Annotated in this window: 26 protein-coding genes and 3 pseudogenes; 5 read left to right on the top strand and 24 right to left on the bottom strand. The window is 41.5% G+C overall.

The annotated features are described in order from the left end of the window. Positions 1-160 precede the first annotated feature (160 nt). Positions 161-589: a MarR family transcriptional regulator gene (locus tag MKZ13_RS16690; RefSeq protein ID WP_047843226.1), complete on the bottom strand. Its 429-nt coding sequence runs from the start codon at positions 587-589 to the stop codon at positions 161-163. Between the two features lie 166 nt (positions 590-755). Between MKZ13_RS16690 and MKZ13_RS16685 the strand changes: the two genes are divergently transcribed. Then, positions 756-2,078 (top strand): amidohydrolase family protein, encoded by a 1,323-nt coding sequence (locus tag MKZ13_RS16685; RefSeq protein ID WP_339176823.1) that lies wholly within the window; start codon positions 756-758, stop codon positions 2,076-2,078. 109 nt (positions 2,079-2,187) lie between these two features. Here MKZ13_RS16685 and MKZ13_RS16680 read toward each other — a convergent pair whose 3' ends face one another. Further along, positions 2,188-2,607 (bottom strand): ester cyclase, encoded by a 420-nt coding sequence (locus MKZ13_RS16680; protein WP_339176821.1) that lies wholly within the window; start codon positions 2,605-2,607, stop codon positions 2,188-2,190. A gap of 372 nt (positions 2,608-2,979) precedes the next feature. On the opposite strand from MKZ13_RS16680, the gene MKZ13_RS16675 reads away from it, so the two are divergent. After that, a complete protein-coding gene (locus MKZ13_RS16675) occupies positions 2,980-3,336 on the top strand; it encodes a helix-turn-helix domain-containing protein (RefSeq protein ID WP_036613919.1) in 357 nt (118 codons plus the stop codon). 196 nt (positions 3,337-3,532) lie between these two features. Here MKZ13_RS16675 and MKZ13_RS16670 read toward each other — a convergent pair. The 9 genes and pseudogenes from MKZ13_RS16670 to MKZ13_RS16630 form a co-directional block, all read right to left on the bottom strand. Beyond that, positions 3,533-4,367: pseudogene (locus MKZ13_RS16670) on the bottom strand (radical SAM protein). A gap of 96 nt (positions 4,368-4,463) precedes the next feature. Beyond that, positions 4,464-4,859, bottom strand: coding sequence for a hypothetical protein (locus MKZ13_RS16665; protein WP_339176820.1), 396 nt, complete (start codon positions 4,857-4,859; stop codon positions 4,464-4,466). Positions 4,860-4,968: 109 nt separating this feature from the next. Next, positions 4,969-5,337, bottom strand: a complete 369-nt coding sequence (locus MKZ13_RS16660; protein WP_289389280.1) for a hypothetical protein — start codon at positions 5,335-5,337, stop codon at positions 4,969-4,971. 1 nt (position 5,338) lies between these two features. Beyond that, complete coding sequence (locus MKZ13_RS16655) at positions 5,339-5,686, bottom strand: YolD-like family protein (RefSeq protein ID WP_339176818.1); 348 nt, start codon at positions 5,684-5,686, stop codon at positions 5,339-5,341. Beyond that, a complete protein-coding gene (locus MKZ13_RS16650) occupies positions 5,683-6,921 on the bottom strand; it encodes a DNA polymerase IV (protein WP_339176816.1) in 1,239 nt (412 codons plus the stop codon). The genes MKZ13_RS16655 and MKZ13_RS16650 overlap by 4 nt, the downstream gene beginning before the upstream one ends. 376 nt (positions 6,922-7,297) lie before the next feature. After that, positions 7,298-7,660, bottom strand: coding sequence for a hypothetical protein (locus MKZ13_RS16645; protein ID WP_339176814.1), 363 nt, complete (start codon positions 7,658-7,660; stop codon positions 7,298-7,300). A gap of 523 nt (positions 7,661-8,183) precedes the next feature. Continuing rightward, positions 8,184-8,987, bottom strand: a complete 804-nt coding sequence (locus MKZ13_RS16640) for an undecaprenyl-diphosphate phosphatase (protein WP_145325319.1) — start codon at positions 8,985-8,987, stop codon at positions 8,184-8,186. A gap of 202 nt (positions 8,988-9,189) precedes the next feature. Continuing rightward, positions 9,190-9,357 (bottom strand): annotated as a pseudogene (locus tag MKZ13_RS16635) (TetR-like C-terminal domain-containing protein); the annotation flags it as partial. A 20-nt stretch (positions 9,358-9,377) separates the two neighbouring features. Then, positions 9,378-10,313 carry a copper amine oxidase N-terminal domain-containing protein gene (locus MKZ13_RS16630; protein ID WP_339176811.1) on the bottom strand — a complete coding sequence of 312 codons (936 nt, stop codon included), beginning with the start codon at positions 10,311-10,313 and terminating at the stop codon, positions 9,378-9,380. Positions 10,314-10,460: 147 nt separating this feature from the next. Between MKZ13_RS16630 and MKZ13_RS16625 the strand changes: the two genes are divergently transcribed. Both MKZ13_RS16625 and MKZ13_RS16620 read left to right on the top strand, forming a co-directional pair. Next, a complete protein-coding gene (locus tag MKZ13_RS16625; protein ID WP_339176809.1) occupies positions 10,461-11,831 on the top strand; it encodes a hypothetical protein in 1,371 nt (456 codons plus the stop codon). Between the two features lie 213 nt (positions 11,832-12,044). Next, positions 12,045-12,287, top strand: a complete 243-nt coding sequence (locus tag MKZ13_RS16620) for a hypothetical protein (protein ID WP_339176808.1) — start codon at positions 12,045-12,047, stop codon at positions 12,285-12,287. A gap of 292 nt (positions 12,288-12,579) precedes the next feature. On the opposite strand, the gene MKZ13_RS16615 is transcribed toward MKZ13_RS16620, so the two are convergent. From MKZ13_RS16615 to MKZ13_RS16565, 11 genes and pseudogenes are all read right to left on the bottom strand, one after another. Beyond that, complete coding sequence (locus MKZ13_RS16615) at positions 12,580-12,909, bottom strand: metal-sensitive transcriptional regulator (protein ID WP_047843212.1); 330 nt, start codon at positions 12,907-12,909, stop codon at positions 12,580-12,582. A gap of 245 nt (positions 12,910-13,154) precedes the next feature. Then, positions 13,155-13,394, bottom strand: coding sequence for a glutaredoxin family protein (locus tag MKZ13_RS16610; RefSeq protein WP_339176806.1), 240 nt, complete (start codon positions 13,392-13,394; stop codon positions 13,155-13,157). A 33-nt stretch (positions 13,395-13,427) separates the two neighbouring features. After that, positions 13,428-13,631 carry a heavy metal-associated domain-containing protein gene (locus tag MKZ13_RS16605; RefSeq protein ID WP_307412308.1) on the bottom strand — a complete coding sequence of 68 codons (204 nt, stop codon included), beginning with the start codon at positions 13,629-13,631 and terminating at the stop codon, positions 13,428-13,430. A gap of 5 nt (positions 13,632-13,636) precedes the next feature. Then, positions 13,637-14,266: a nitrite reductase gene (locus tag MKZ13_RS16600; RefSeq protein ID WP_339176804.1), complete on the bottom strand. Its 630-nt coding sequence runs from the start codon at positions 14,264-14,266 to the stop codon at positions 13,637-13,639. A gap of 16 nt (positions 14,267-14,282) precedes the next feature. Further along, the gene (locus MKZ13_RS16595) at positions 14,283-15,161 is read right to left on the bottom strand and encodes a hypothetical protein (protein WP_339176802.1); all 879 of its coding nucleotides are present in this window, start codon (positions 15,159-15,161) and stop codon (positions 14,283-14,285) included. 27 nt (positions 15,162-15,188) lie between these two features. Next, positions 15,189-17,627, bottom strand: a complete 2,439-nt coding sequence (locus MKZ13_RS16590; RefSeq protein ID WP_339176800.1) for a heavy metal translocating P-type ATPase — start codon at positions 17,625-17,627, stop codon at positions 15,189-15,191. Between the two features lie 29 nt (positions 17,628-17,656). Continuing rightward, positions 17,657-17,857 carry a cation transporter gene (locus MKZ13_RS16585; protein WP_339176799.1) on the bottom strand — a complete coding sequence of 67 codons (201 nt, stop codon included), beginning with the start codon at positions 17,855-17,857 and terminating at the stop codon, positions 17,657-17,659. 369 nt (positions 17,858-18,226) lie between these two features. Then, positions 18,227-18,868 (bottom strand): annotated as a pseudogene (locus MKZ13_RS16580) (chromosome condensation regulator); the annotation flags it as partial. Positions 18,869-19,046: 178 nt separating this feature from the next. After that, positions 19,047-20,978, bottom strand: a complete 1,932-nt coding sequence (locus MKZ13_RS16575) for a fructose-1,6-bisphosphatase (protein ID WP_339176798.1) — start codon at positions 20,976-20,978, stop codon at positions 19,047-19,049. A gap of 255 nt (positions 20,979-21,233) precedes the next feature. Then, on the bottom strand, positions 21,234-22,007 hold the full coding sequence (locus MKZ13_RS16570) for a class I SAM-dependent methyltransferase (RefSeq protein WP_339176797.1): 774 nt from the start codon (positions 22,005-22,007) through the stop codon (positions 21,234-21,236). 7 nt (positions 22,008-22,014) lie between these two features. Then, the gene (locus MKZ13_RS16565) at positions 22,015-22,923 is read right to left on the bottom strand and encodes a LysR family transcriptional regulator (protein ID WP_339176796.1); all 909 of its coding nucleotides are present in this window, start codon (positions 22,921-22,923) and stop codon (positions 22,015-22,017) included. Positions 22,924-23,068: 145 nt separating this feature from the next. Here MKZ13_RS16565 and MKZ13_RS16560 point away from each other — a divergent pair, with 145 nt between their 5' ends. After that, positions 23,069-24,088: an alpha/beta fold hydrolase gene (locus MKZ13_RS16560; protein ID WP_339176794.1), complete on the top strand. Its 1,020-nt coding sequence runs from the start codon at positions 23,069-23,071 to the stop codon at positions 24,086-24,088. Between the two features lie 4 nt (positions 24,089-24,092). On the opposite strand, the gene MKZ13_RS16555 is transcribed toward MKZ13_RS16560, so the two are convergent. Continuing rightward, positions 24,093-24,242, bottom strand: a complete 150-nt coding sequence (locus MKZ13_RS16555) for a hypothetical protein (RefSeq protein WP_339176793.1) — start codon at positions 24,240-24,242, stop codon at positions 24,093-24,095. 101 nt (positions 24,243-24,343) lie between these two features. Continuing rightward, the gene (locus MKZ13_RS16550; RefSeq protein ID WP_339176792.1) at positions 24,344-25,384 is read right to left on the bottom strand and encodes an NADH:flavin oxidoreductase; all 1,041 of its coding nucleotides are present in this window, start codon (positions 25,382-25,384) and stop codon (positions 24,344-24,346) included. Positions 25,385-25,542: the final 158 nt, after the last annotated feature.

Raw genomic sequence — 25,542 nt, 5'->3', positions numbered from 1 at the left:
TTTCGCCACCGTTGCATCATCTTCTTCACAAAGCGTAGTTTCCACCCGGTAGTCGAATAAAGCCGCCGATCCTGTTGATCGGCGGCCTCCTTTGGTTTCTAATCGGGAATGGGAACATGATCTTGTCACGCGCCCTCAGGCACCTCTGCCTGCCCATCTGTTATATGCGTTCATTAATTCTGATCAGTAATTTCTTTAAGATTTGTTTCTCCTCGTCATTAAGGGCTTGAACGATTTCATCCTCCACTTTTTGAAATGAGTTATTAAAGTCTTCAATCAAGTCAACCGCTTTTGGTAATACGTAAATATTTTTTTGCCGTTCATTATTGGCCGGGATTTTCCGTTCGATGAAACCTTTTTGCTCTAGACCTTGAAGCATGCTTGTAACGCTTGCCCCACGCAGGTGAAACCGATCTGCAAGATCCTTTTGAATAATATGGTTATCTTGATTCTCATAAATATAATCGATTACTTTTCCTTGTTGAGAACTTAATCCTAGCTCTTTTATACTCTCATCCGCTCTTTTCTTTAACTTAAGACCGATAATTTGAAACAACTCCATATAAGGCGTATCTTCTCGGGAATGCATGACCGTCCATCGTCCCCTCTGTAATTGTTAGGAATCTAATTGTAAGTAGCTAAAATATACAGTGATCCCAGTAGACTTGTCAAACGAAAGTTAGACTATTGACTGTTAGACATCTAACAGTTATACTCCGAAGTGTTGAATCACAAACACATTAGGAGGAGTTATGATGGAGAAATTAAATCAGAATGCTCGGTTAGATGAAATCACGGCGATTACAAATGTACGAATCTTTGATGGATATCAAATTATTGTTCCCAGACATATTGTCATTAAAGGGGTGTCCATTATTTCAGTGGGCGGAGACATCCCAAGCGATGCAACAATTATCGATGGAGAAAATGCGACATTAATGCCTGGTCTGATTGATGCACATGTCCATACCTCAATTGGCGGATTACGAGATGCCTTAAAATTCGGTGTTACAACAGAACTTGAAATGAACGGCGATTTTACGGAAAGAGGGCGCGAAATTCAGCTAAAAAATGTGGATGACATCGCCGACGTTCGATCTGCTGGGACAGCGATTACCGCTCCTGGTGGGCACCCAGATGAATTGCTGCCAGATGGAGATGAAATACCTGAATTCGTATTAAAGGAACTAGAGAAGTTATCGGAGGAAGACCGGGAAGCAATGTTGGCCGCCTACGCTCACGATCACGACGAAATACCTCAAGTGACAACGGTTGAAGAAGCAATCAAACATGTGCATACCCAAGTGGAGAATGGATCCGACTATATTAAGATCATGATTGAAGAGGGAACGGTTATGGGTGCACCCGGCCTGCCTGTTCTAAGTGATGAGATTCTAAAAACAGCCGTTACTGAAGCCCACAAGTTCGATAAGTTGGTCATTGCCCACGTTTTGACGGCTCTTTCATCGAAAGCAGCCATCGATTTTGGAGTCGACGGTTTGGGGCACTTGTTTATCGACAGACCAGAGTACACGTCCGAATTGGTCAAATCCATAGCTAATTCTGGAGCTTTTGTTACACCGTGCTTGGTGTTAAATTCATCGATTATTGGTAATCCGGCATCGGAATTGGCTAATGATCCACGAGTTCATTCCAAATTAAGTCCGGATTGGATCGATATCTTGAACTCAAGCTTCAATACGTTCCCACAAGGCAATATGGAGAACAGCTTTAAAAATGTGATGGATCTTCACCGTGCCGGAGTTGATATTCTTGTAGGGACGGATGTCGCACCGGTTCCCGTTCCGAACCTTGGTGGCCTTGCTCATGGGGCCAGTGTTCACCACGAAATGCAGCTGCTGGTGAAGGCTGGGTTCACTCCGATCGAAGCTCTTCAGGCGGCTACTTCCAAACCAGCCCGTTGCTTTGGTCTACATGATCGTGGCCGGATTACCGAAGGTGCACGTGCTGATCTTATTCTCATAAACGGTGATCCAATCACTAATATTTCAGATACCTTGTCAATCAAATCCGTGTGGTTCAATGGTTCGCAAAAACTAGTAGTTTATATTTCCTAATTGTAAAATCACTAAGAAGAGGGAGTGCAAAATGCAGTCCCTCTTCGACTTTAATCTATTTATCATACTACTAATTTTTTGGAACGATGCCCAGATCAATGAGATGTAATTATGCTTTTGGAATTGCCCCTATTTGTTGAAGCAAGCCAAGCATATCGGGTTGACCATACTCTTCAATAATTTGGCCATTGGAGATCCGATAAAAATTCATTGCATTTACTTCGATTTTTTTGCTCGTTGGTGGAAACCCGAGAAACTCTCCGTCTTGTGTGCCCTTCATGACAAAATGAGCTGCTATTAGATCCTCTTCTGCTACTAGCTCCTTAACAGTCCACTGTATATTGGAAAAGCCAGATCTCATCATATGAATTATGGAGAGATAACCACTGGGACCATTCATTGGTTCTTTTTGCATAGGTACATAAAAAACAGCATCTGGAGAAATCAATTCTTCAGCAAGTTCCTTGCTTGCCGTATTAATGAAGTTCGTGAAACGATGCATCAATTGTTTATTTTCTGTAATCGTCATATTTAAACCCCTTTCTATTTTCGTGAGCATATGCCTTCACTTAAATTTTATCTCTACTTTAGACAATTGGTAAGTAGGCACTTTAATGTTGCATAGGAACCTTTTTGTAACTATTATTTTATCTTTAGGTTGCAGAGCCAATAAACTGATCTCTAAATGCTGTCCCCAAGAATTCAAGAACGTTAACATATGATTCGAAAAATAGTCACTCAGTTGTATCCATAAACTATTTTGCAAACCCCCTCCTCCTTTCATTCATTTTCATTTGATTTTTCATCGACAGAATTATAATATAAGCAATGTATTGATTTGAAAGTAGGCACCTTTTTGTTATATAGAAAACTAATAGTAACTATTGGAGGCGATAATGCAGTGATTTCAAAAAAAGAGTTGCCGTTGTGTCCCGTCGCAACGACAGTTGGATTGATAGGTAACAAGTGGAAGTTATTGGTTATGAGGGATCTTTTGAAGGGAACTCATCGATTCGGAGAACTTCGTAAAAGTATACCTGAGATCAGTCAAAAGGTTCTCACTGAAAATTTACGCTCAATGGAAGAGGATGGAATTGTCATACGTACTGTTTTTGCAGAAGTCCCTCCGAGAGTCGAATACAGCTTAAGTGATTTAGGAAATTCACTGAAGCCAATTATATTCTCTATGGAAACATGGGGACTCGGGTACCAGAAACTCAATGATGAACTTCCAAACGATATTCATCAGAGTGAATGATGTCATATTGTTACTCCACGGTCATTTCAAAATAGAATAAATCCCTCTACATCTTCAAGTTAAGTCAATGGAGGACTCATACGTCCTCCATTAATTCGTATCAGAGAGTTGATCTTCCAACACCAGTTTCTGCAATATTTCTATTGCATGAAGAAAAAACGGACAAGATCCTCATTAAATAATTGGCTATTTAAAATCAAAATGGATATGCGCTGTTTTTAGATACATGAATTATTTCAGATGGGAACCTTGCCTTAAAATATTTTTCCACTTTCAGATGAATGTTTTTCTCGTACCATCTGTCCCAGCCGTTCGCATCAAATAATTTTGGCATCCCTAAACGCTCAGATCTCATCCCCATTTGACCATCACCAATCAATAGCGTATCAATCCAAATTCGATCAGTTATGCCTTGTAGCATGTTAGCGAAATTAGGTGAAAAAGGTAGCACAGGGGAGATTGATACTTGTGTATGTATCCCTGCATCCTTTATCTTTCTCAAGGCTTTAACTCTTAAATCTATTCCAGGAGCATAGGGGGGAAAAAATTCGTTTCACATCTTCGCGATCTGTCTCGATAGTCATTGAAACCAGAATTCGACATTTTTCCTTTAGTTTCAGCAGTATATCAAGGTCTCTGGCAACCAGGGGGCTTCTAGTTTGAATTTGAAGTGAATCTGGTGGGTTTTTATCCATTTCTTCCAATAGGCTTCTTGTAATGTTTGCCTTCTGCTCTACAGGTTGATAAGGATCTGTGGCTGATGACATGAATATACTTATGGGTTTATTTTTTCGTCTTAGAAGAGAGACTTCCTTTAGATAGTTTTCTGCTGCATTTTTCTTGACATCCACCCACGATCCCCAAGGAATATCCTTAAACTTTTGAATAGGCATTTCTCTGACGTAACAGTATTCGCAAGCAAATGCACAACCCGTATAGGGATTTAGTGAATGAGTAAAACCAATATCTAGATAACCTGTTACTTCACTTATTATTTTCTTAGACACAATGTCTTTGATTTCAATTGGCATGACGCTACCATCCCCTCAATTACTTTTATGCCCACTTCTCCTCTTGCGTTTTATCTTAAAATTTCTCATGCTACTTGAAAAGTAGGCACCTTTTTATTAGATAGGAACCAGAATGTAACTATTGGGTGTTAACAACAAAACAACCGCTTTTATAAATAAAGGTAACGGCGGCTTATCTTTGGCTTGAAAATTGAAAATATCCGCAACAGGACCGTCAAAAGCAATGATGCGGTCAGTAATCGTATTGCGAGGATCGCGGAACGTGACACCAAGTACTTTAAACCAATCCTTATATTGGAGCAATTGTTTCCCTACAATGATGACTTGATAATTACGTCCCGCAAGCGAACCCGGAAATTGGACATCCTGCTGATTTTTAGACTGTCTTAAACCTTCTGCTATTCCTCCTCCTTCGTGGCTTTTCTTTTGAATGTCTTTACTGAATACAGGGGCAGATATATAATAATGGAGCTTTTTATCTTTGACATCCAAACATAGTTTACTCTGCCTTTTTATTTATCTTTTTTGTGATTCCCGGTTTGCCGAAAGATCTGCTCGTATTTGTTGCCGCATCCATGAATTAGACTCTTAATTTCTATGTTCATTTGAGCAAATCAGTAATATCAACGTTCATATGTTCAGTAAGCATTAAGGTTACATCCACTTTCACTTTGCTCCATAATAATGTCATTTTATGAATGTAACCTCTCACCGAATAATCTACCGTTAAACTCAGCTCAGATCTCACTTCATCTATGATTTTTATATGATGTTCCTTTAGCGTTTGTTTTGATTTGTACATTTCTAAAGCAATTTTCTTTTGGGTACCGTCCAGGTAGTCAACATACACAGATTTCATTTTGAAGTTTGAAGCGTATATTTTATGCTTATCTACCTCCAGAGCACCTAAAAGATAAGGGAGCTCTACCACTCTCTTCACGAGTGAAAGTTCCTCGAAAGTCTGTCGCACGTTACACGCCTCCTTCTTCAAGTTTCACAGAGACCAATTGATCAAAATCGACCCATTCAAATCCATTCTCCATTTCAATTTTGATTTTCTTTCCAAAGGTACTGACTGAAGTGACGATCCCGTGTATATAGCGATTGCCTGACTCAGTAAATATTTCAAAGGTGGCTTGCAATATATAATTGAGCGACATATCTATATTCTGAGTAATAATCTCCCACTCATCTTCATGGATCAGTGGTTTCGTTTGATAATGAATTTGAGTTCGATGCTGTATAATTCGTTCTTTATGTTGTGGAAGCATCATGCGGCTCGATTCCCATAATCCATTGGCCTCCAGTTTTTTGCTCATTTATAATGCCCCCCAATTTTAGATGCTCGATCGATCGCTTGACCCGCAGCCGTAATGGAGCTCGCTCGTAGAATGGCAATGTCGCCAAATCGATCCTTAATGTCGTCCATCACTTGATCAATGGCCCGTTTCTGCTCTTGATCATCAAAAAAAGATAGTTGATATGTATCCGCGTTAGATAATTGAGATAGGGATACGCCTACACGGCGCACGGGTTGCCCATCCCAGTGTTGATGGAATATGCGTTTAGCTATCTTGCATACATCAACGGTTATGTTTGTAGGATCAGACAGTTTAACCTGCCTGTGAAAACCAGTTGGGTGGTCGAAATCCGCTCCAGATATACTCACGGAAACTACACTACCCATCAGTCCCTTTTTACGGGCTCTTCTGCACACTTCTGTACAGATATCGAGGATAACTACTTCGATCTCCCAAGCCTCTATGAAATCTCTTGGCAGGGTCATTCCGTTTCCGATATCCTTTTGTGTACTGTGCGTGTTTACGGTTACCGGTGAATTGTCGATTCCATTTGCGACTCTCCAGATGACTTCTCCATTAACCCCCCACTTACTTCTTAGTTTGGAAAGAGGCGTATTCGCCAGGTCTCTAATGGTTCGGATGCCCATCTTCCACAAATGTTTTTCCATTCTGGAGCCTATCCCCCACATATCGCGGATGGGCTTTTCTCCAATGTGGAGGTGTAATTCCTCTTTCTTTAAGTGGAAAATGCCCCCCTCTGCTTTTTTAGCGATCATATCGCAGCATAATTTACTGATGATTTTGTTTTCACCAATGCCAGCTCTCGCGTAAACGCCTGTTTCATTATAGATTTTGTCTTGAATTTGCTTGGCCAAATCGACTGGATCATTACCGAATAGATGCATAGACCCTGTAAAATCAGCGAATAATTCGTCTATACTGTATGGTTCGACCAGATCGGTGAACTCCTCAATAATGGACATGATTTGAGTGGATACTTCGATGTATTCTTGCATGTGTGGTCTCACAATGATCAGTTCAGGGCACTTCTGAAGAGACTGCCAGAGTGGTTCCGCGGTAGATACACCCTTCGCTTTGGCTAGTGGACAAGCAGCAAGGATAATGCCAGAACGTCTTGCTGGATCGCCAGCGACGGCGAGTGGTCTATTTTTGTATTGAGGCATTTTTGCCTTTTCGACTGAAGCATAAAACGACTGCATATCGATGAGCATAATGGTTCGCTGCTTAGCCAACACTGAAATCACTCCTGTACTTTTAAGAACGTATGTTTGTATATTATAAACCGAACGCATGTTCTTTATGCAAGAGGTAAATATTTATATTCATCCGAGATAAGGTCATATTAGCATTGAAAACGATTACTTAAGACAAAAGAAAGACCCCCTGAGGGGTGATGTCAGAGATTGAGTATATCCCAAACTTTGTGCCAAACATCTAACATTTGCACGGCTGACGAAGCATTCATCCGCAATATCATAACCGTACCGATAATATAAAAAAAGTCGCTAAAATAGCGACTAAAATGGGGCTGTATGGTTGTGGCTGAGCTTATCAGTTTACCTATTCAGGTAACAGTTTTAAATTCCTATAGTTTTATTTTTTTGTTGTCTATGAGTAGAGCTTAAAGTAACCAGATTTCGAGTCAAACCTTGCGTTTGGATAGAAAATGGCTTTTTTCTGAAATTGATCTAAAAAATATTCACTTAATTCATCTGCCATCGGTTTTGTATTCAAATCAATATCTTGGGTCATGTTTTTTGGAAGAACATATATTAAAAATTCTTTAGCATAATCTTTATCAACCATTATCCAGTTACCCTCTAGCTTATCTGCATTATGGCCCATTCGCTTCAAATATGCCTCCAATATACTTCCTTTCTCAATATTATTTTTTAATTCTATACCGTATGTAACTTTACCTGAATTCCTCTTTGATAATAAACTCTCGAACTCATCATCATTTTTTATCATATTCCTACCCGTTACCTCCTTCAACTATCCAGCCCGTTAGTTCAATATCCTAGCATAAGTAGTCGTAAAAGATTAAATCAAAAATTAAGGTGAATAATCTAATGTCCTGATGCTACTATCTCTCCACCTCAAATGCACTTTTCATAAGTCTCATGTGTGCAGGATTGCCTAACGCGCTAGCGATTTGCATTGGCAATATTTTACTCATTAAACTTTGTTCTCATCTTTGTGGATAAGCATTATGAAGACAAAAACAGAAGTTTTAATAGAAATGAACGTTCTCACCAAATCCATCATTGGTTTGCTTTGCGTGACGACATTGGTCCTCGTATGAGTCATTTATCACGGACTGCAGCCGCTACTTGTCATCCCCCGCGAGCCAGAAGGGAATTTCGCTCAACCCGGATCAATTAGAACAAATTCAGCGTTTGAGAACGTTCGCGAGGACATCCCTACCGTATCTCGATCAGATGAGAAACTTACATATCTCCGAAACTGAGAGTTTATAAATTATAGTTTACAGTTACAGTATGACGATTAAATAGAAAAGGGCTGCTAATCCAAAACGGTATAGAGCAAACCACTCCAATCGAAGTCGCTTGATCAGTCTAATAAACGTTACTACCGCAATCATAGCCACAAGAAAGGATGTCATAAAGCCAATTAACATTAGATAAAAATCGTCTAAACTAAGTAAATCGCGGCTATCATATAAGTCCAACAAGGTAGCACCAAACATAACAGGTACAGAAATAATGAATGTAAAATCTGCAGCAGCTTTTTGGCTAGTACCGAGCAAAAGGCCACCTGAAATCGTCGAACCCGATCTTGAAAAACCCGGCCACAAGGCCAGACATTGGAATAAGCCAATTCCAAAAGCTTGTTTGTAACTAATCATATCAATTGTATCAACGCTGGTAGTTCTCTTACTCTGTGCTGCGATGATCATTAACAAACCACCAGCAACTAAACCAATTAAGACAGGTGTAGGGCCGAATAATTGACTTTTTATAGTGTCCTTTAGAAGAAGATATACGATTAATGCTGGTAACATAGCCAAAATCATATGTATTACGTTTAATCCTTTACTTTTTGAAAAATCCATTTTAATTAAGTTTGACCCAATCTCCATATACCTTTTCCAATAAAGAATTAGAACTGCCATCACTGCACCCAACTGTATAACAATTTTAAAGGTTATTGCCGCGTCTCCCTCAAAGTTAAGTAAATTGCCTGCTAAAATAAGATGTCCAGTAGACGATACGGGTAAGAATTCAGTTAAGCCTTCTATTATGCCAAGTATTATTGCTTTTATTACATCAGTCATTAGGAGATATCCCCTTTACGAAAATAAACTCGCTTAGCAAGTTCAAGTATAAGAGTAAATGACTATATTTTCCCATCGATTAGCATAACAATATTCATTTCAGTGTGACATTATTGTCACATCATTTAAATGATATGCAGATCATATCAATTATCACCTCCTATCTTCTCAAACATTAGAAAACACAAAAGAAGCCGCAAAATTAGCGACTTCCAATGGAACGATGTTCGTGTCCTTCGACAACCGGGTTCAGCAAATTCCAAAATTGTTCAACCATGACGGATGGCGGATACGGCATCGAACGGATAATCCACCATTCCAATACACCCACTGATGCTGAAGTTAAAAGTCGAAGCAACTGGTTAATATCAGCTGCTATGCATTCCGATATTATACTTCTTCATAAACAACGACGGTTTTACTTTCTTCTTCCCATTGCACGGTTGCATCCAATGCCTCACTTATGAAACGTACGGTTACATAAGTACTGCCTTTTGTGATAGTTGCTGGCGCATCCAAAGAGACGTTTTTGCCATTAACTGTTGCAGTCTTACTGTCAACCACAAGTTTAATGCTCACCCCATCCTTCGTGACAATGATGGAGCGTTCTTCGGGATTCCATGTCACTTCGGCTTTCAAAGACTCAGCTATGGCGCGAAAAGGAACAAACGTGTTGCCTTTTTTGACAAATGGTTCGGAGTCAGAAGCTTCCCCGTTCACATACAGCTTCACCCCATTCTTTTTGCCCGCCTTTTCATTGAGTTTCCCCATTGTTTTGTACAGGTCCAGGTTTTTAAAATTGGCTTTAATGGCCTCTTCCTGCAAATACATCGCGTCAGTCACACTACCGTTTTTTTCGAGCATTTCTGCTGCAGTTTCCAACGCCTTGTCCTTTTCAATGATGGCTTCAAGTTCTTTGATTTGTTCGTCCGTCAGCTCAGTCGCATATTTTGTAAGCAAAATATCGGCTAGTACAGCACCTGCCGGTTTATCTTCCACATGTTGAATAGCATTTAGCAAACCTTTGTATCCTTTGGAGCCTTTTTTCTTGGATTCGGTTGGTTTGGTTGTATTGTTGGTTGTATTCTCTGTCTCCGATGTTGAGGGATCCTTAACGTTGTCTTCTTCAGTGCTGACCGTGTCAGCAGACTCGACTTCCTCGGTCTGTTTCTCCTCAATTTGAGTTTCTTTGTCTTTGGGTGCTTTTGACGATACCTCTTTACCTGATTGTCCGGCTGGAGTGTTTCCCGGTTTGGCTGAGGTTGTGCCTGCGGCGGTACACAGCATTAGCGCCAGACTGGTTAGCAAGATGACTGTTTTTTTCATTGACGATTCCTCCTGCAGTAAAAAAATATATGCTCCTTCATTATCGGCTGAATAAATACTTTCTGATAGGAATTTTACGAATAATTCGCCTATCTCCTTTTCTTGAATACATTGTAGTGAAATCAAACCTGAAGGGCGGCATCAAATATGAATTTTGCTTATCGTGAAGCGATCCTTTTTACTTCAAATGTTGGGGGTGGTTCGTACGACATTTGGCTTTATCAACCTTTAACAGGTCAGACCATTAAGCTAACTCAGGATCTTGGTGAGACATTTACAATTCCATATTGGTCGCCAGATGTCCGGAACATTGCCTTTATCGGCAAGAAAAATATCGTGTATGTATTCAATCTAAACAGTAGGGCATGGGCACATATTGATCAGATTGACCCTTATACTTTACTGAGCTGGTCGCCGGATAGTCTATACTTGAGTTATGTAAAAAACGGACGAATTGTGATCTACAATATCTACTCCCATGCCAGCGGTTCAATCGCTCAACAAGGAGCCACCGATGTCCAGTGGTTTCCTTCAGGAGAGGCTCTCCTGTTTGCAGCTCCGGATGAAGCAGGCAATACCCAACTATATAAAATCAACCGAGATGGCATGAACAAACAGCAATTAACTCAAAATACGGAGGGTCCTCTCCACAATGTCAGAATATCACCTAACGGAGAGTTTGCCCTATATACATCCCCGGGAGCCAGCATTTCGTTGATCACTACGGTGAACCTGACAACAGGAGCGAGCTACCAACTTAATGGTGGCCCTCAGGCCAAAAACTATTTCCCCGAATGGTCCCCGGACTCTTCACTCATCGCATACAGTGCCACCGACTTCGTGGATAATCAATATGTTTCTTTAATCCAGACCGACAGCCGAGTTGGAGGGCAACAAAAAACATGGGCGGTCTCCACCTGCTTCTCTACCCCTTTAAGTTGGTCGCCGGATGGGAACCGAATCGCTTACTTATCAGGGTGCAATAATCAAGAACAAGCAACCGAAATGTGGATTATTGATATAAGAAACCCTAATAATCCGATCAAAATTGTTGAAGCACGGTGGATTACAGCTCTTAGATGGTCACCACGAGTGCATGATGTTCATCCGTATGGATTATATCTCAATCAGGTATACAAGGTATCTTTCTATTATCCGCGAAGCTGGCACAAAGTTACCGAAGAACGATTCGAAGGAGCGGACGGTTTTTTTCAGATATCCGCTATCTCTTCTGAGGAAGGAATTCACGAGGTATGCAGAGCGGAAGCTTTTCATATGTTGAAACCCTATGGGGCAAACCCCCGAATTTTCCCTGCTGTTATTCAAGCACAAGAAGCCTGTTTCATATTTCCTTCGGAAGACCAACCCGTGGAAATGAGAAATCAGGCGGCACTTATTGTAAAATATCCTGCTCCCGTTGTGATTCAAGGATATACGTATTCATATTTCATTCTATGGGCTGATCAAAATCACTTGATTTCACTGGGAAAGACACTTACTTTTAACTATCAAAGTTAATACGTTGAATAGGTCTCCATAAATTATTTTTATTTGAGATATTTGTGTTTGAGAAATAGGTCTTTTGTTTTGAGGACTCATTGGAGTTGATTCAGGAGCTGTAACAAAAATAACTGTTGTTACTTTAGGACTGTAACTTCTTTCCAATAAGCGGAAAACTCTTTCGAATCAGTAACATACGATATTTCAGTATAATAGATTGGAGGAATGAAAATGGTTCGTACACTTGACGCTCGTACTTCTCTCGCCTCCACGGGCATTACTCCACTCAACATTCCACTTCCATCAAACACACCTACCCTGCTTGGGATCGTGGGACTCAACATTGTTAATCCAGGACCGCTCATCCGTACTCAGTTTAATGGGAGCTATCGATTCTCAGTGGCCAGTTTATCTTCGTTGCCCTCTACTATTCGAATGGAAATCTTCAGGGGGGCACTGTATTCCGATGATTAATAGCTATGAGTTAATTGAGGATCAACTTTTCCCTTTATTTAGGCCAACTGTAATCCTCTTCTGCCCAACAATCTTGATTCTCCTGTTTGGCTTGTCAATTAATGTGACGGTACAAGTTCTTGTCCTTGGATCGGTATACGAACTTGTACCGATAAAACAAAAAAGCCGCTAAAATAGCGACTTCAACGGAACATGTTCTTGTTCTCGACATTTTTTCATCACTAGCCATAATAAACAACCTTGATGGGCCATTTGCCTGAATAAAACAAGAGGGTATCTCCCTGATTCTAGCTTATTTAATTAACTTATTTACAGTTATCATCAGTTCATCCAAAACTTTGTGATCGCCTTCTGAAATGCGTTCAATGACACAGCTTTTCATATGATGTTCCAAAAGCTGCTTTCCTACTCCATTCAACGCGGATTGAATGGAGGCAATTTGGTGCAAGACGTCATCACAATACGTATCCTTCTCAATCATTCCTTTTACTCCACGCACTTGCCCTTCAATCCGATTCAACCGGCTAATTAATTTTCGCTTCGTACTCTCCGAATGATGGCTTTTTCGCTCGTTTGAAGATGTATGGTCACATGAGGCGGCCTCAAGTATCGTATCATCCAAGTAGATCAACTCCTTTATTAACACATTACCATCCCCCCCTACCCTATGTAAAGGGAGCAAGAAGTATCATGGTACGTGCTAAGAGAACGGCTTGTCAGGCGTCACTGCTCCACATGCCCATAAGCGATGCAAGTATCTTTATCTATGCAGTATATTAGACATATTATACCCTACCCTCCTACAACGATACATCAGTCAAAGGATTAAGAATAACCCCGGTCGAATGTTGACCGGGGTCATCAGAGTTACTTCACTAACTCACTGATTTCAGTGAGATTTTCGGCAAAGCCTACAAAGACCTTATCTCCAATGACAATGGTTGGAACAACCTGTTTACCAGTCAACTTCCAGACTTCCTCAGCGTACTTGACATCTTCTTCACAATTGTAATCCTTATAGGGAAGCTCACGCTCTTTAAAGTAACGTTTAGCATAATTGCAATCGCTACAGGTTGGGATTGAATAAATCTGAATGGATTCCGTCATGCCCAATTACTCTCCCTTGTATTTCAATATATATTACGCTCCGACGTTATATCCTTTTCTACGGATCGCTTCTTCAATTTCAGCGATTTGAACTTTAGAATCGTCAAATCGAACTTCTACTGTTCCCTGTTCAAAATTTACGTGGCCTTCAGCGCCAAGAGCGCTAATTGCACCTTCAATTTTAGATACACAAGAACGGCAAGACATACCTTGAATTTTTACAGTTGCTTCTTTCACTGTTTTCACCCCCTTTCAAGCGTCATAGACTTCAAGTTTTCCAGTGTCATTCGATTAACGAATTTGCTGAACTTTTCTTTGCCTTTCGCATGGTTCTTATAATAATCAATAATTGCGGTAACGAAAGGAATAAGCTGATCCTCCGTTAGTCCGGAACTTAACAGCGTGGCAAAGGAGGTTTTAAGCCCCTTCGACTCGCCACCAACATAAATATCGAACTTATCGCGCATCTTGACGACCCCAATATCCTTAATCAACGGTTCACTAGTGCCTAAGGCGCATCCTGCATATCCAATCTTGAGTGGTGTAGGCGTATCGATACCGGAAATGGCTTGATTTAAATTTTTGGCTGTTTCCAAGCCTGCTTCTTCTGCACCTCTACAAAAGTTGCAAGCGATTAGACTTTTGGTTACAAATCCTGCAGGGTTTATTTCAAGACCGTGATCTTCAAGTTCATTTTTGATCTGATCTCGTTGTTCAATCGATACTTCTGCGTAGAGTTGCTTAAAGGGTGTCATTTCCACTTTTGAATCTGGACCAATAATCTCGCCAATTTTAACTAGTTGCTCCGGAGTGAATAAGCTTCCACCAAGTTGGATTGCTGGACTAATCGCTATTTTAATTTTATCTCCCATGCTCATACCTCTCTACTCACTTTACATCTACGACGAAAGGTACTGTAAAGACTTCCCCATCATGTTGGAATTGGCCCCAGATTTTATAGATTCCGCTATGCGGGAAGGAGGTCATAAATTCCGCTTTTGGACCTGTTGCCTTTTCCTCTGTTGGATGAACATGCAGATATTGCTCTGCATCCTCAGAAAGGATAACAACATGACCTACAGCACCGAGGTATTGTTCCAGATTATTAATCCCTTCGTCCGTTTTCGCATCCATGATATTAAAGGTCAGATTTACGTTTTCGCTGGCCTTTTTGGTACTCAATGAAAGTTCGATTTTTTTACCATCCACTTCTTTTACAAGGTTGGAATCCGCTTGAACAGGCTCTTGGGCTTTTTCTGGACCCCCAACGTTCACCCATTCACTGGGTGTAGTACTCGCTCCACCTTTTGGTACAAAGTCGGCAAGGATTTTGTATTCTCCGCCAGCTGGAAATGAAGTTTCAATCACAAACGTTCCATCGCCTTTAAAATCTGGATGAATGTGATTAAAGTAAGAAAGATCTTTACTCACCACGATAAGGTGCATTCGTTTTTCGTGACCCATTTCAAATTCATTAACCGGATTGCCATCAACGTCCGTGATTTGGATTGTCAGAAGCGAATTTTCATTGGCCTTCACATCTGATGCAAAGGAGAACGAGGCTTTAAGGGTACTTGCTGTTGAATCAGCATGAGGCCCTGCATGATCATGACTTGCACCTTCAGTTTCAGAATTCATCTCAGTATGATTCATACCACCATGTCCATCTGTATGTGCACTTTCTTTAGGGGTTCCGCAAGCAGACAACACACCAAAAGCTAAAACACCGGTTAACATTAGCATGATTTTTTTACTCCTCATCATCATTATGTTCGCTCCTATTCTAGTTCCTGACTAGTGACGTACTTTTACGCGTTGCAATCGCAGGGCGTTCAGAACGACCGATACCGAACTCAAGGCCATCGCTGCGCCTGCAACCCATGGTGCTAACAGACCGATAGCTGCAATAGGAATGCCTAAGGTGTTGTAACCAAGTGCCCAGAACAAGTTTTGCTTAATGTTGCGCATGGTCTTGCGACTCATGTAGATAGCATCAGGAATACTGGATAGATCGCCGCGCATGAGTGTTACATCAGCTGCTTCCATGGCTACATCTGTCCCCGTACCAATCGCCATACCAATATCTGCAGTTGCCAAAGCGGGTGCATCATTGATACCATCGCCAACCATGGCCACTTTTTTACCTTGTGATTGCAGTTTTTTCACTTCTTCCGCTTTTCCTTCAGGTAAGACCTCTGCACGAACGTGGTCAATACCTACTTGAGCAGCGATGGCTTTTGCCGTCCGTTCATTGTCACCTGTAATCATAATGACCTGAATGCCCATTTCTTTCAGACGGCTCACTGCAGCTTTCGAAGTTTCTTTAATCGTGTCTGCTACAGCGACCATACCTGCATACTGCCCATCAATGGCAACCAGCATCGCAGTTTTGCCCGCTTCTTCCAAACGTGACATCGAATGATAAGCTGCTTTTGCATCGATATTATACTTTTCCATCAGTCGACGTGTACCCACGAGCAGTTGTTTACCTTCAACCATTGCCTGGATTCCGAAACCCGGAAATGCTTCAAAGGATTGAGTTCCTGGTAGTTCGATATTTCGTTCCTGGATGCCCACAACGATTGCTTCTGCAAGTGGATGCTCAGAGTTTTTCTCTGCAGCTCCAACAAGTTTCAGGAATTCATTCTCATTGCCAAGAGCAACGACGTCAGTCATTTCAGGTTTACCTTTTGTAACAGTACCCGTTTTATCCAGAAGGATCGCATCAATTTTATGCGTCTGCTCCAGATGCTCCCCGCCTTTGAACAACACCCCTAGTTCAGCCGAACGACCAGACCCTGCCATAATGGATGTTGGGGTTGCAAGTCCAAGCGCACAAGGACATGCGATAACAAGAATCGCAATTGCTTTTTCTAACGAACCTGCAAAATCACCTGGTGTAACCCAGAAGTACCAAACCACAAAAGCAACTATTGCAATCCCTACAACGATCGGGACGAATATGCCCGAGATCACATCGGCTACCCGCTGAATTGGTGCTTTTGATCCCTGAGCTTCTTCAACAACCTTAATAATTTGTGCAAGAGCAGTTTCTTTACCTACTTTGGTTGCTTTGATCCGAAGAATACCGTTTTTATTAATCGTAGCTCCAATCACAGCATCTCCGACTTTTTTCTCTACTGGAAGGCTTTCACCCGTAAGCATGGATTCATCTACAGATGAGCTCCCTTCCAACACCTCTCCGTCTACAGGAACTTTATCGCCTGGGCGAATAAGGACAACATCTCCTACAATGACTTCATCCACTGGAATGGTAAGTTCTTTGCCATCCCGAACTACTAATGCCGTCTTCGCCTGCAGACTCATCAGTGATTTAATTGCCTCTGATGTTCGGCCTTTCGCAAGTGATTCAAACAATTTACCCATAAGAACCAATGTAATAAGTACCGCACTCGTTTCATAATAGAGGGATGGACCATGAGGCATCCCTTCAACCATACTCGACCATTGAATGGTTAAATACAAACTATAGAAGTAGGCTGCAGAGGTACCAAGTGATACCAACACATCCATGTTGGCACTCCTGTTTCGGAGAGCCTTATACGCACCCATATAGAACTGTCTACCAATATAAAATTGTACTGGTGTAGCCAGGATTAGTTGGAACCACGGATTCATAAACAATTCCGGCACATAGATCCATGAAGTGAACGAGAAGTGACCTACCATAGTCCACAACAGAGGCAAGGAAAGAATCGCCGAAATCAGTAATTTTCGTTTTTGATTACTCAGTTCTTTAGCACGATGGTCACTTGCACCATTACTGGTACCGTCTTGTTTGACGATCGCCGTATAACCCAGTTTATTCACCCTGTTTTTCATGTCTTCGATGGAAACTTCACCAGGAGAAAATTCAACTCGGGCCGTTTCCATGGCGAAGTTTACTGTAGCGTTAGTCACGCCGGGCAGCTTATTCAGCCCTTTTTCAATTTTGTTCGCACATGCTGCACAGGTCATGCCTTCAAGATTGAATTGCGCAACCTCTGAAACGGAACCATATCCAAGTTTTTTGATTTTTTCCTCAAGTTCTTTCATTTCCACTTTCGTGGGATCATACGTTACACTTGCTTTTTCCAAAGCGAAGTTAACATTCGCTGATGTTACCCCGTCCATTTTGCCGAGGCCTTTTTCGATTTTGTTTGCACAAGCTGCACAGGTCATACCTGTAATTTGTATACTCGACTGTTTCGTCTGAGCCGCTGTTGTTGCCACAATAACTCACTCCTCTCATCGTCCATTACTTACGCTACTTCGTAGCCTTGTTCTTCAATAACTTCTTTAATTTGCTCCAAGGAAACTTGATTTTCATCATACGTCGCTTCAACCGAATCATCACTGAGATTCACCTTGCCACTCACTCCAATTTCTTTCAGAGCACCTTCGATGGAGTTTACACAATGTTGGTAGCTCATACCTTGTACGTTCAATACAATGTTTTTCATCTTATTTCGTCCCTTCTTGTGGGTAATTTTTTGGTTTAGTTTGACCTAAACGATGGGCTGTACTCTCGAGGCCAGTTCCTCAGGTCTCGTTGACCTCTTGTTAAATAATATACCCCCCTACCCTATATTTAGTCAACATCTTTTTATACCCCTCCACCCTATATGAACTATCTTTCTCGTTAGCTCAATGAATTTATGGAGAGAAGAACCGATTATCTGTATGCTGATCGGTAATCGGACCATGTTCATGTCCTCGACTTGGGAAAACTTGTACCGATAAAATAAAAAAGCCGCTAAAATAGCGACTTCAATGGGGTCATGATCTTGTCTCTCGATATAAAATTCCCTTATTTATTGTTGGATGCTACTCCATCCATTTACATCACATTGTCCACAATCATTATCACCCACAGCAACCACCGTACCATCCGATTTCAGTCCAATCGTATGGGCACATCCCGCCGAAACAGCCAATATGTCGCTCCAGTCGTTTACGCTACATTGGTTATACTTATTGTTCCCAACGGCTGTTACCGTTCCGTCTAATTTTAGACCGACTGTATGCCAGTCACCCGCCGTGACCGATACAATATTATGCCAGCTGCTCACGTTGCATTCCCCTTCATTATTTCGCCCCACCGCAACCACGGTGCCATCTGATTTAACCCCAACCGTACGGCACCAACCTGCCGAAATGGCTACTATATCGCGCCATTCGCTTACATTGCATTGGTCATGCTTATTCCAACCTATAGCTGTTACCGTACCATCAGATTTAAGACCAACGGTATGTGCATTACCGGTGTTCGTAGCCATATGAACATTACCAGCAGCAACTGCGACAATATGGCACCAATCGTTTACCTTACATTGACCGTATTTATGATCACCCACAGCTATTACTGTTCCGTCAGATTTAAGAGCAACGGTATGACGACGACCTGCCGTTATGGTACAGTTACGGAACCGTTTCGTCTCAAACACTGTTTCCTTCGGTGAATTGTAGTCCATATCTTCCTCCTCTCCACAAATTGAAGGCAAATTTACATTTCCTCTACGTTGTTAGATCGCACTGCTACAAAAGAAAGGCTCGTACAGGCTGGGTATTATTACTTCCCTGCCCAATACGAGCGTCTACGTCATATTGCACTCAAACGGTTGATCCAGATGTGTATTTTTAGCAATCGTTTCATTTCATGTCGCGATAGTCTAATAGATCCTTCAAATTTGAGATTTTCTGTAACAGCTGATCACCGACATTGGTTTCCCTCACCAGTTTCCGTGCCAGTTCTTTGTCCACCAATCTTTTTAGAGATAACACGTCCGTTCCGTTACATAAGACATCTTCTTTTGAGTTAAATTTCTTATGGGCGACAAGTTGCATGCCAAAGGAATTGTACAACAAGGTATATCCGGCAATGCCCGTTGTGGATTGATAGGCTTTGGAAAAACCGCCGTCAATTACGATCATTTTTCCGTTTGCTTTTACAGGGTTCTCTCCACTAATTTCTTTGACTGGCGTGTGCCCGTTAATGACATGTCCATGATCTGGATTCAAATCAAACTCCTGCAAGATTTTTCGACAGATCACTTCATTTTCACGTAAATGGTAGTACGGATTCTTTCTCTCCTTATGTGCTTCTTTATCTTGGATAAAATACCGTTCAAAAGTGGTCATTTCTCTCTTTCCAAAGAGCGAGGAGCATTCCCCTGTCCAGATGTACCATACCATATCCGTCGCCAGATCTTCTGTCTCTTCCGGATGCGCAAAGGCGTAACGTAGATAATCTTCAAAAACATCAAGCAATTGACGGCCCGCATATGTCTTGTCTTCAATCTGCAGTTCTTCCATATTTCCTTCTTCATCCAAAGGAATACAGCCGTGGATTAACAAATTCCCGTTGTATTTTAAATAAAGGCTGCCCTTTTTCATGAGAAAATTCATATGTCTGGCCATCTTTTCGGAATGCTGAACGGAAAACAGCAGCTTTTCCATCACCTGGCGTTCTTCCTCAAGCAATTGTTCAGGTTTCTGCGGATTTACGGTTGCGAAACAGGTGTTTTCCAGGTGGTACGTTTTACCGCAGATGTTGATTTCATTGTTGTCGTAATCAATCTGCTCCAGCAAAAGTCTTTCAGACATATTAAAGTATGGGCGTCTCTTGATAATCGGGATTTCAAGTTTAAACTGAATCATGGCAATGGCTTGGTGAATTTTGGTAATCTGCAGAATTTCCTGCTCCGATACATTATGGCCAGCCTGTAGCTTAGGTCTGAAGGATGGATTGTCTTCATAATATTTCTCCGCCAGGTTTAGCAGTGGGCGCAGATTGATTCCGTATACATCTTCAATGATGTCCAGATTATCGTATCTGGCGCAGATCCGAATAATATTCGCAAGGCAGACCAGGGAACCTGCGTAGGCTCCGATCCAGAGGACATCATGGTTCCCCCACTGTATGTCTACAGAATGGTAGTTGATCAGCGTATCCATAATTTTATCGGGGTACGGCCCACGGTCATAGATATCTCCAACCACATGAAGATGGTCAACGACCAGGCGCTGTGTCGTATAAGCAAGTCCGATAATGAGATTGTCCGCCTGGCCCAAGGATATAACTTGCCGATATATTTCCTCGTAATAAGGATTCTTATTGTTGGTCGAATCCGTCTTGTATAAAAGCTCTTCTACAATATATACATATTGCTCCGGCAGAGCTTTACGCAATTTTGAGCGTGTATACTTGGAAGAGGCATAAGAAATAAGCTTAAGCATGTGTTCAATTGTTAGTCTATACCACTGGTTCAAAGCCTGTTTATTGCTCAGTTCCCCTATAACCAGCTGTATTTTTTCTTCCGGGTAATAAACTAACGCCGCAAAATCATTGATTTCTTGATCTGTCCAAACCTCCCGGAATAATTCTTTGATTTTCTCTTTGACGGTACCCGAACCGTTTCTTAGTACATGCTGAAAAGCGTGGAACTCCCCATGCAAATCACTGACAAAATGTTCGGTTCCCTTTGGGAGATTGGAGATCGCTTCAAGGTTGATGATCTCTGTTATGATTTTTTCTTCCGTATCATATTTCTCGGCCAATAAATCTAGAAACTGCTCATCCAAAACAGATGTCCCCCTTCAAGGAAGTATGATGTTGTATAGCCGGGTCCAAAAGCTTTAGACCTATATAAAATTACACTCTATACATGGCATTGATTATATGGTAATTATCAGCATTGCCTTCCCCCATCATACTGCAGTTCATCATATATGAACAAATTTCACTGAATGGATTTGAATGAACAATGTTTGTAGTTATTTTAGGAATAAGAATTGTGTTCAATCTGTTCTGGTCCCTCGACATTTTTTTACTAAGTGCTATTTTACACAATGAAAAATAAACGATCTATTCTCAGAATTTGCTTGTTTAAATTCCCAATCACCATATGTTTTAATTTTTGAAAAACCAATTTGTTTCAGTGACTCATCAAGTTCTTCTTGATTTCGAAACCTCAGCTGCATTTTTTCATGAACTAACACTTTTTCTGTTTTGGTATTTTTTACTATTTCATAGAAAGTGTAAATATCTCCCTCAAACCCTTCATATTCTGTATAAATTTCTAAAGGATCTCCGCTTAGTCTATCTTTAGCGAAGTCAGGAGTTTTGTCCTTCTCCCATTCTTCCCATACTTTTACCAAAGGGTTTCTTGTATCAAAAATAAAGTGACCCCCGATTTTTAGGGATCGGAATACGTCTGAGATTACTCGTTTCCAACTGTCATCTGTAAGAAATACCTGTGCAACATTAGCTGTCATAATTACCGCATCATAGGTATTGGTTTGCAAATCCGCACTATCACCTATAATCCAATTCACATTTCCGGAATTATCTTTACCTCGCGCCATTTCAATCGCTTCTTCATTGGGATCTATAGCGGTAATTTTATAACCGCACGGAACAAGATGAGTAGTCCATCTTCCTGTTCCACAGCCCAGGTCAGCTATAGATTCTACTTGTAATCTCTTTAACAATGCAAGGAAAAATTCATCATCTTTTCCCCAATGGTTAATCTGGTCGTATACTAATGGAATCATATAATGTCTACCCACTTTCAACAGCGTTTTACTGTGCTCAACAGTTTGATGTCTCATACATAAGCTATACGGTTTTAGTCTCATTCTGTGAACCAAAAACTTTCCTGGTTGCTTCTATAAAAGATAACATGATTGGTGAAAGCCACTTGTCTTTATGCCACAACATCTGTGTATATACCTGCAAGTCCGGAATTTGCCATGGGAGGACAACAAGTTCTCCACGTTCAACTTCAGATTCCACGACGATCTCAGGAAGAAAGGCAATACCGATGCCTGAAATTGCACATTGTTTAATGGCTTCAGCACTTTGAAACTCTAAATATGTAATACTATCAATGCCCTCTTTCTCAAATGATCGATCAAACATCGTTCGATAGGGACAACCCTTCTCATTTGTCAGGAACACTTCATCATGAAAATCTTCCAATTGCAGCACAGTTCGTTTGGCGAGTGGGTGATCTGGAGCAGCTAACAATCGGAAATGTTCTTCCAGCAAAGGTTCCACGGAAAGTCCACTCGAGCGAATGGGTTCATCCAACATATAAACCATATCTGTGGTTCCCTCAAAGAGCGCTTGCTTGAGCTCTTGATTCGGAACTGAGCGGAAGATTAAACGAACTCCCGGATGCTGCGAACGAAACCGTTGGAAGACAGGTGGAAGCCGATAGGAGCAAATAACCTCATTTGCACTTATCGTTAAGGTACCACTTAGTTTTTCATTATCAAGGACAGCACTGCGAGCTTCGTCCATTTTTTCAAGAACGCCTTGGGCGTGTGTTAAAAAGCGTTTACCCGCAGTTGTGAGCGCGAGTTGCTTGCCTAACCGATCGAAGAGGCGAACACCTAGCTCGTCTTCCAATGCTTTGATTTGCATCGTGACGTTGGAAGGAACGTAGCTCAGCGCTTCTGCTGCCCGCGTGAAATTCAATGTTGTTGCAACGGTGCAAAACGTATTCAGTTGACGCAATTCCATCCGATGATCCCTCCTTCATCTTTCAATTTTATTGAATACTATCTTGAATTCTATTCACTTTTATTGAGAGTATCACAGCTCTATACTGAGTACAAGAGATCACAGTGAACATGTGGTTTTTCATTTTGAAGGGAGCAATTATACGATGGATTATGAAATTTTTAACTTGGGTGATGTCATCTTACAATCAGGAATGACGTTACCAAACGCTTATCTCGCTTATCAAACTTACGGAAAATTAAATGAACAGAAAGATAATGTTGTTGTGTATCCAACGGCTTTTGGAGATCAGCATGTTCAAAATGAATGGCTCATTGGCAGTGGGATGGCACTGGATCCAGAGAAATATTTTATTATCGTTCCCAATTTGCTGGGCAATGGACTCTCTTCCTCTCCCAGTAACACGCCTCCTCCATTCGATCGGGCTAACTTTCCACAGGTAACCATCTATGACAACGTTCGATTCCAGCACCAACTGCTGACCGAAAAATTCGGTATTGAAAAGATTGCTCTCGTCGTCGGGTGGTCAATGGGCGGCATTCAGGCATTTCAATGTGGGGCAAGTTACCCGGAGATGGTCGAACGAATCGCGCCTTTCGGAGGCATCGCCAAACCTTGGCCACACACATTTGTGGTCCTGGAAGGCGTGAAAGCTTCACTGCTATCTGCAGTCGGTTTTGACTCAAGTAAATTAAACCAACTAAGTCCTACAGACATGCGTGCCGTTGGTCGGGTCTATGCGGGATGGGGACTATCACATGCATTTTATAGAGAAGAGCTTTACCGTGAGATGGGATTTGACACATTGGAGGATTTTGTAGCTGGTGTCTGGGAAAATAGCTTTATGAATATGGATCCGCATAATGTTCTGGCCATGTTATGGACAGGTCAACATGCTGATATCAGTGCAAACCCCTCCTATAACGGAGACTTTGATAAAGCACTTCAGAGCATAAAAGCACTTGCCTGTATCATGCCGGGAAGCACGGATCTCTTCTGCACAGCGGACGATAATGAATATGAAGCTAAGCGTATACCTAATGCTGTCTTGAAACCAATCCAATCGATCTGGGGCCATTTTGCCGGTCGTGGAATCAACAGTGCCGATAATCAATTGATTGATGACAATCTAAAACACTTGTTGTCGCTTAGCACTAATGAATAGATCGTCACTTGCATTGGATGTCTGTCAGGCCTATCAAGATTCCCTGTTCTGCTCTAAGCAGTGCAATTCTCCATTTCGATACCGGTACCTCTGCCAGTCTCATTTCTATGTCTTTCATCTTTAATTCCACCGGATAACTTACTCTGGTTGGCATTACAAACACACCTCCAAGATGATCTCCCTATCTTACGACAAGGTTTCATTCTCTTGAAGGTGTGTTTAATTAATACATATTCTTAATGATTATAACTGCAATTAAGTAAGTACAGTCATCGCCTCTCTTGTGAATGGAACCAGATCATCAATACGTCCTTCTTGAATTTTCTTAACCCATTCAGGGTCGACTAGAAGAGCACGGCCTACAGCAACCAGATCAAACTCATCATTCTGAAGTCGTTGTACCAATCCCTCGATACCGACGTTACTTGCGCCTTTACCTTCTGTGAACAGACTTGTAAAGTCACCATCAAGACCAATCGATCCAACAGTAATTGTCGGTTTACCAGTCAATTTTTTGGTCCATCCAGCAAAATTCAGATCAGACCCTTCGAATTCCGGCTCCCAGAAACGGCGTGTGGAACAGTGGAAAATATCGACTCCAGCTTGAACCAACGGTGCAAGAAGCTGCTCTAGTAATTCCGGTGTTTCAGCCAATTTAGCCTGATAATCATCTGTCTTCCACTGAGACAAACGCAGTACAATAGGGAATTCCGATCCCACTACTTTACGGCAAGCCTCAATCACTTCAACTGCAAAACGTGTGCGAGCCATCATATCTCCACCGTAACGATCTGTACGAGAGTTGGTTTTCTCATACAGGAATTGGTCGATCAGATAGCCGTGTGCTCCATGGATTTCAACACCATCGAACCCAACGCGTTTCGCTTCTGAGGCTGCTTTTGCGAATTCCTGAACGATTGTAGCAATCTCAGCTTCCGAATAATCATTAACATGACCTTTGGCTCCCATATGCCAAATCTGTGGAATAATTCGACCGCCAGCTTCATGTACTTCAGATACAACATGTGCCCAACCATTCATTGCAGCTTCGCCATAAAAGTGCGGCACATTGGCTTGATTGGATGCATCCGGATGATTAATTATTGTCCCTTCTGTTACAATAAGTCCCACTGCGTTCTCTGCTCTACGGCGGTAATAGCCCGCAACATTCGAACCCGGGATACCGTCCGGAGAAAATTGACGCGTCATCGGCGCCATCACGATCCGATTGGATAACTTCAAGTGACCTAACTCTATAGGTTGGAACAATGCTTCTACGGATTGAGAATAATTCATAATAACCTCCACATATTTCGTTTTATATAAATTGACCTAGGGGATGTTAAACAGCAACCAGCCTGGTTAACAACTAGACGTTATTTCCAAATGAATCAATACACGATTTTTATCGAAAAGCCCCACCTCCTTCAAGGTTTCGTGGTGTATTAATCCGC

The organism is Paenibacillus sp. FSL R5-0701 (assembly GCF_037973995.1).
In the GTDB taxonomy this organism is placed as follows: Bacteria; Bacillota; Bacilli; order Paenibacillales; family Paenibacillaceae; genus Paenibacillus.
Note: the sequence above shows the minus strand (reverse complement) of the source record. Positions and strands in the feature narration are given on the sequence as shown.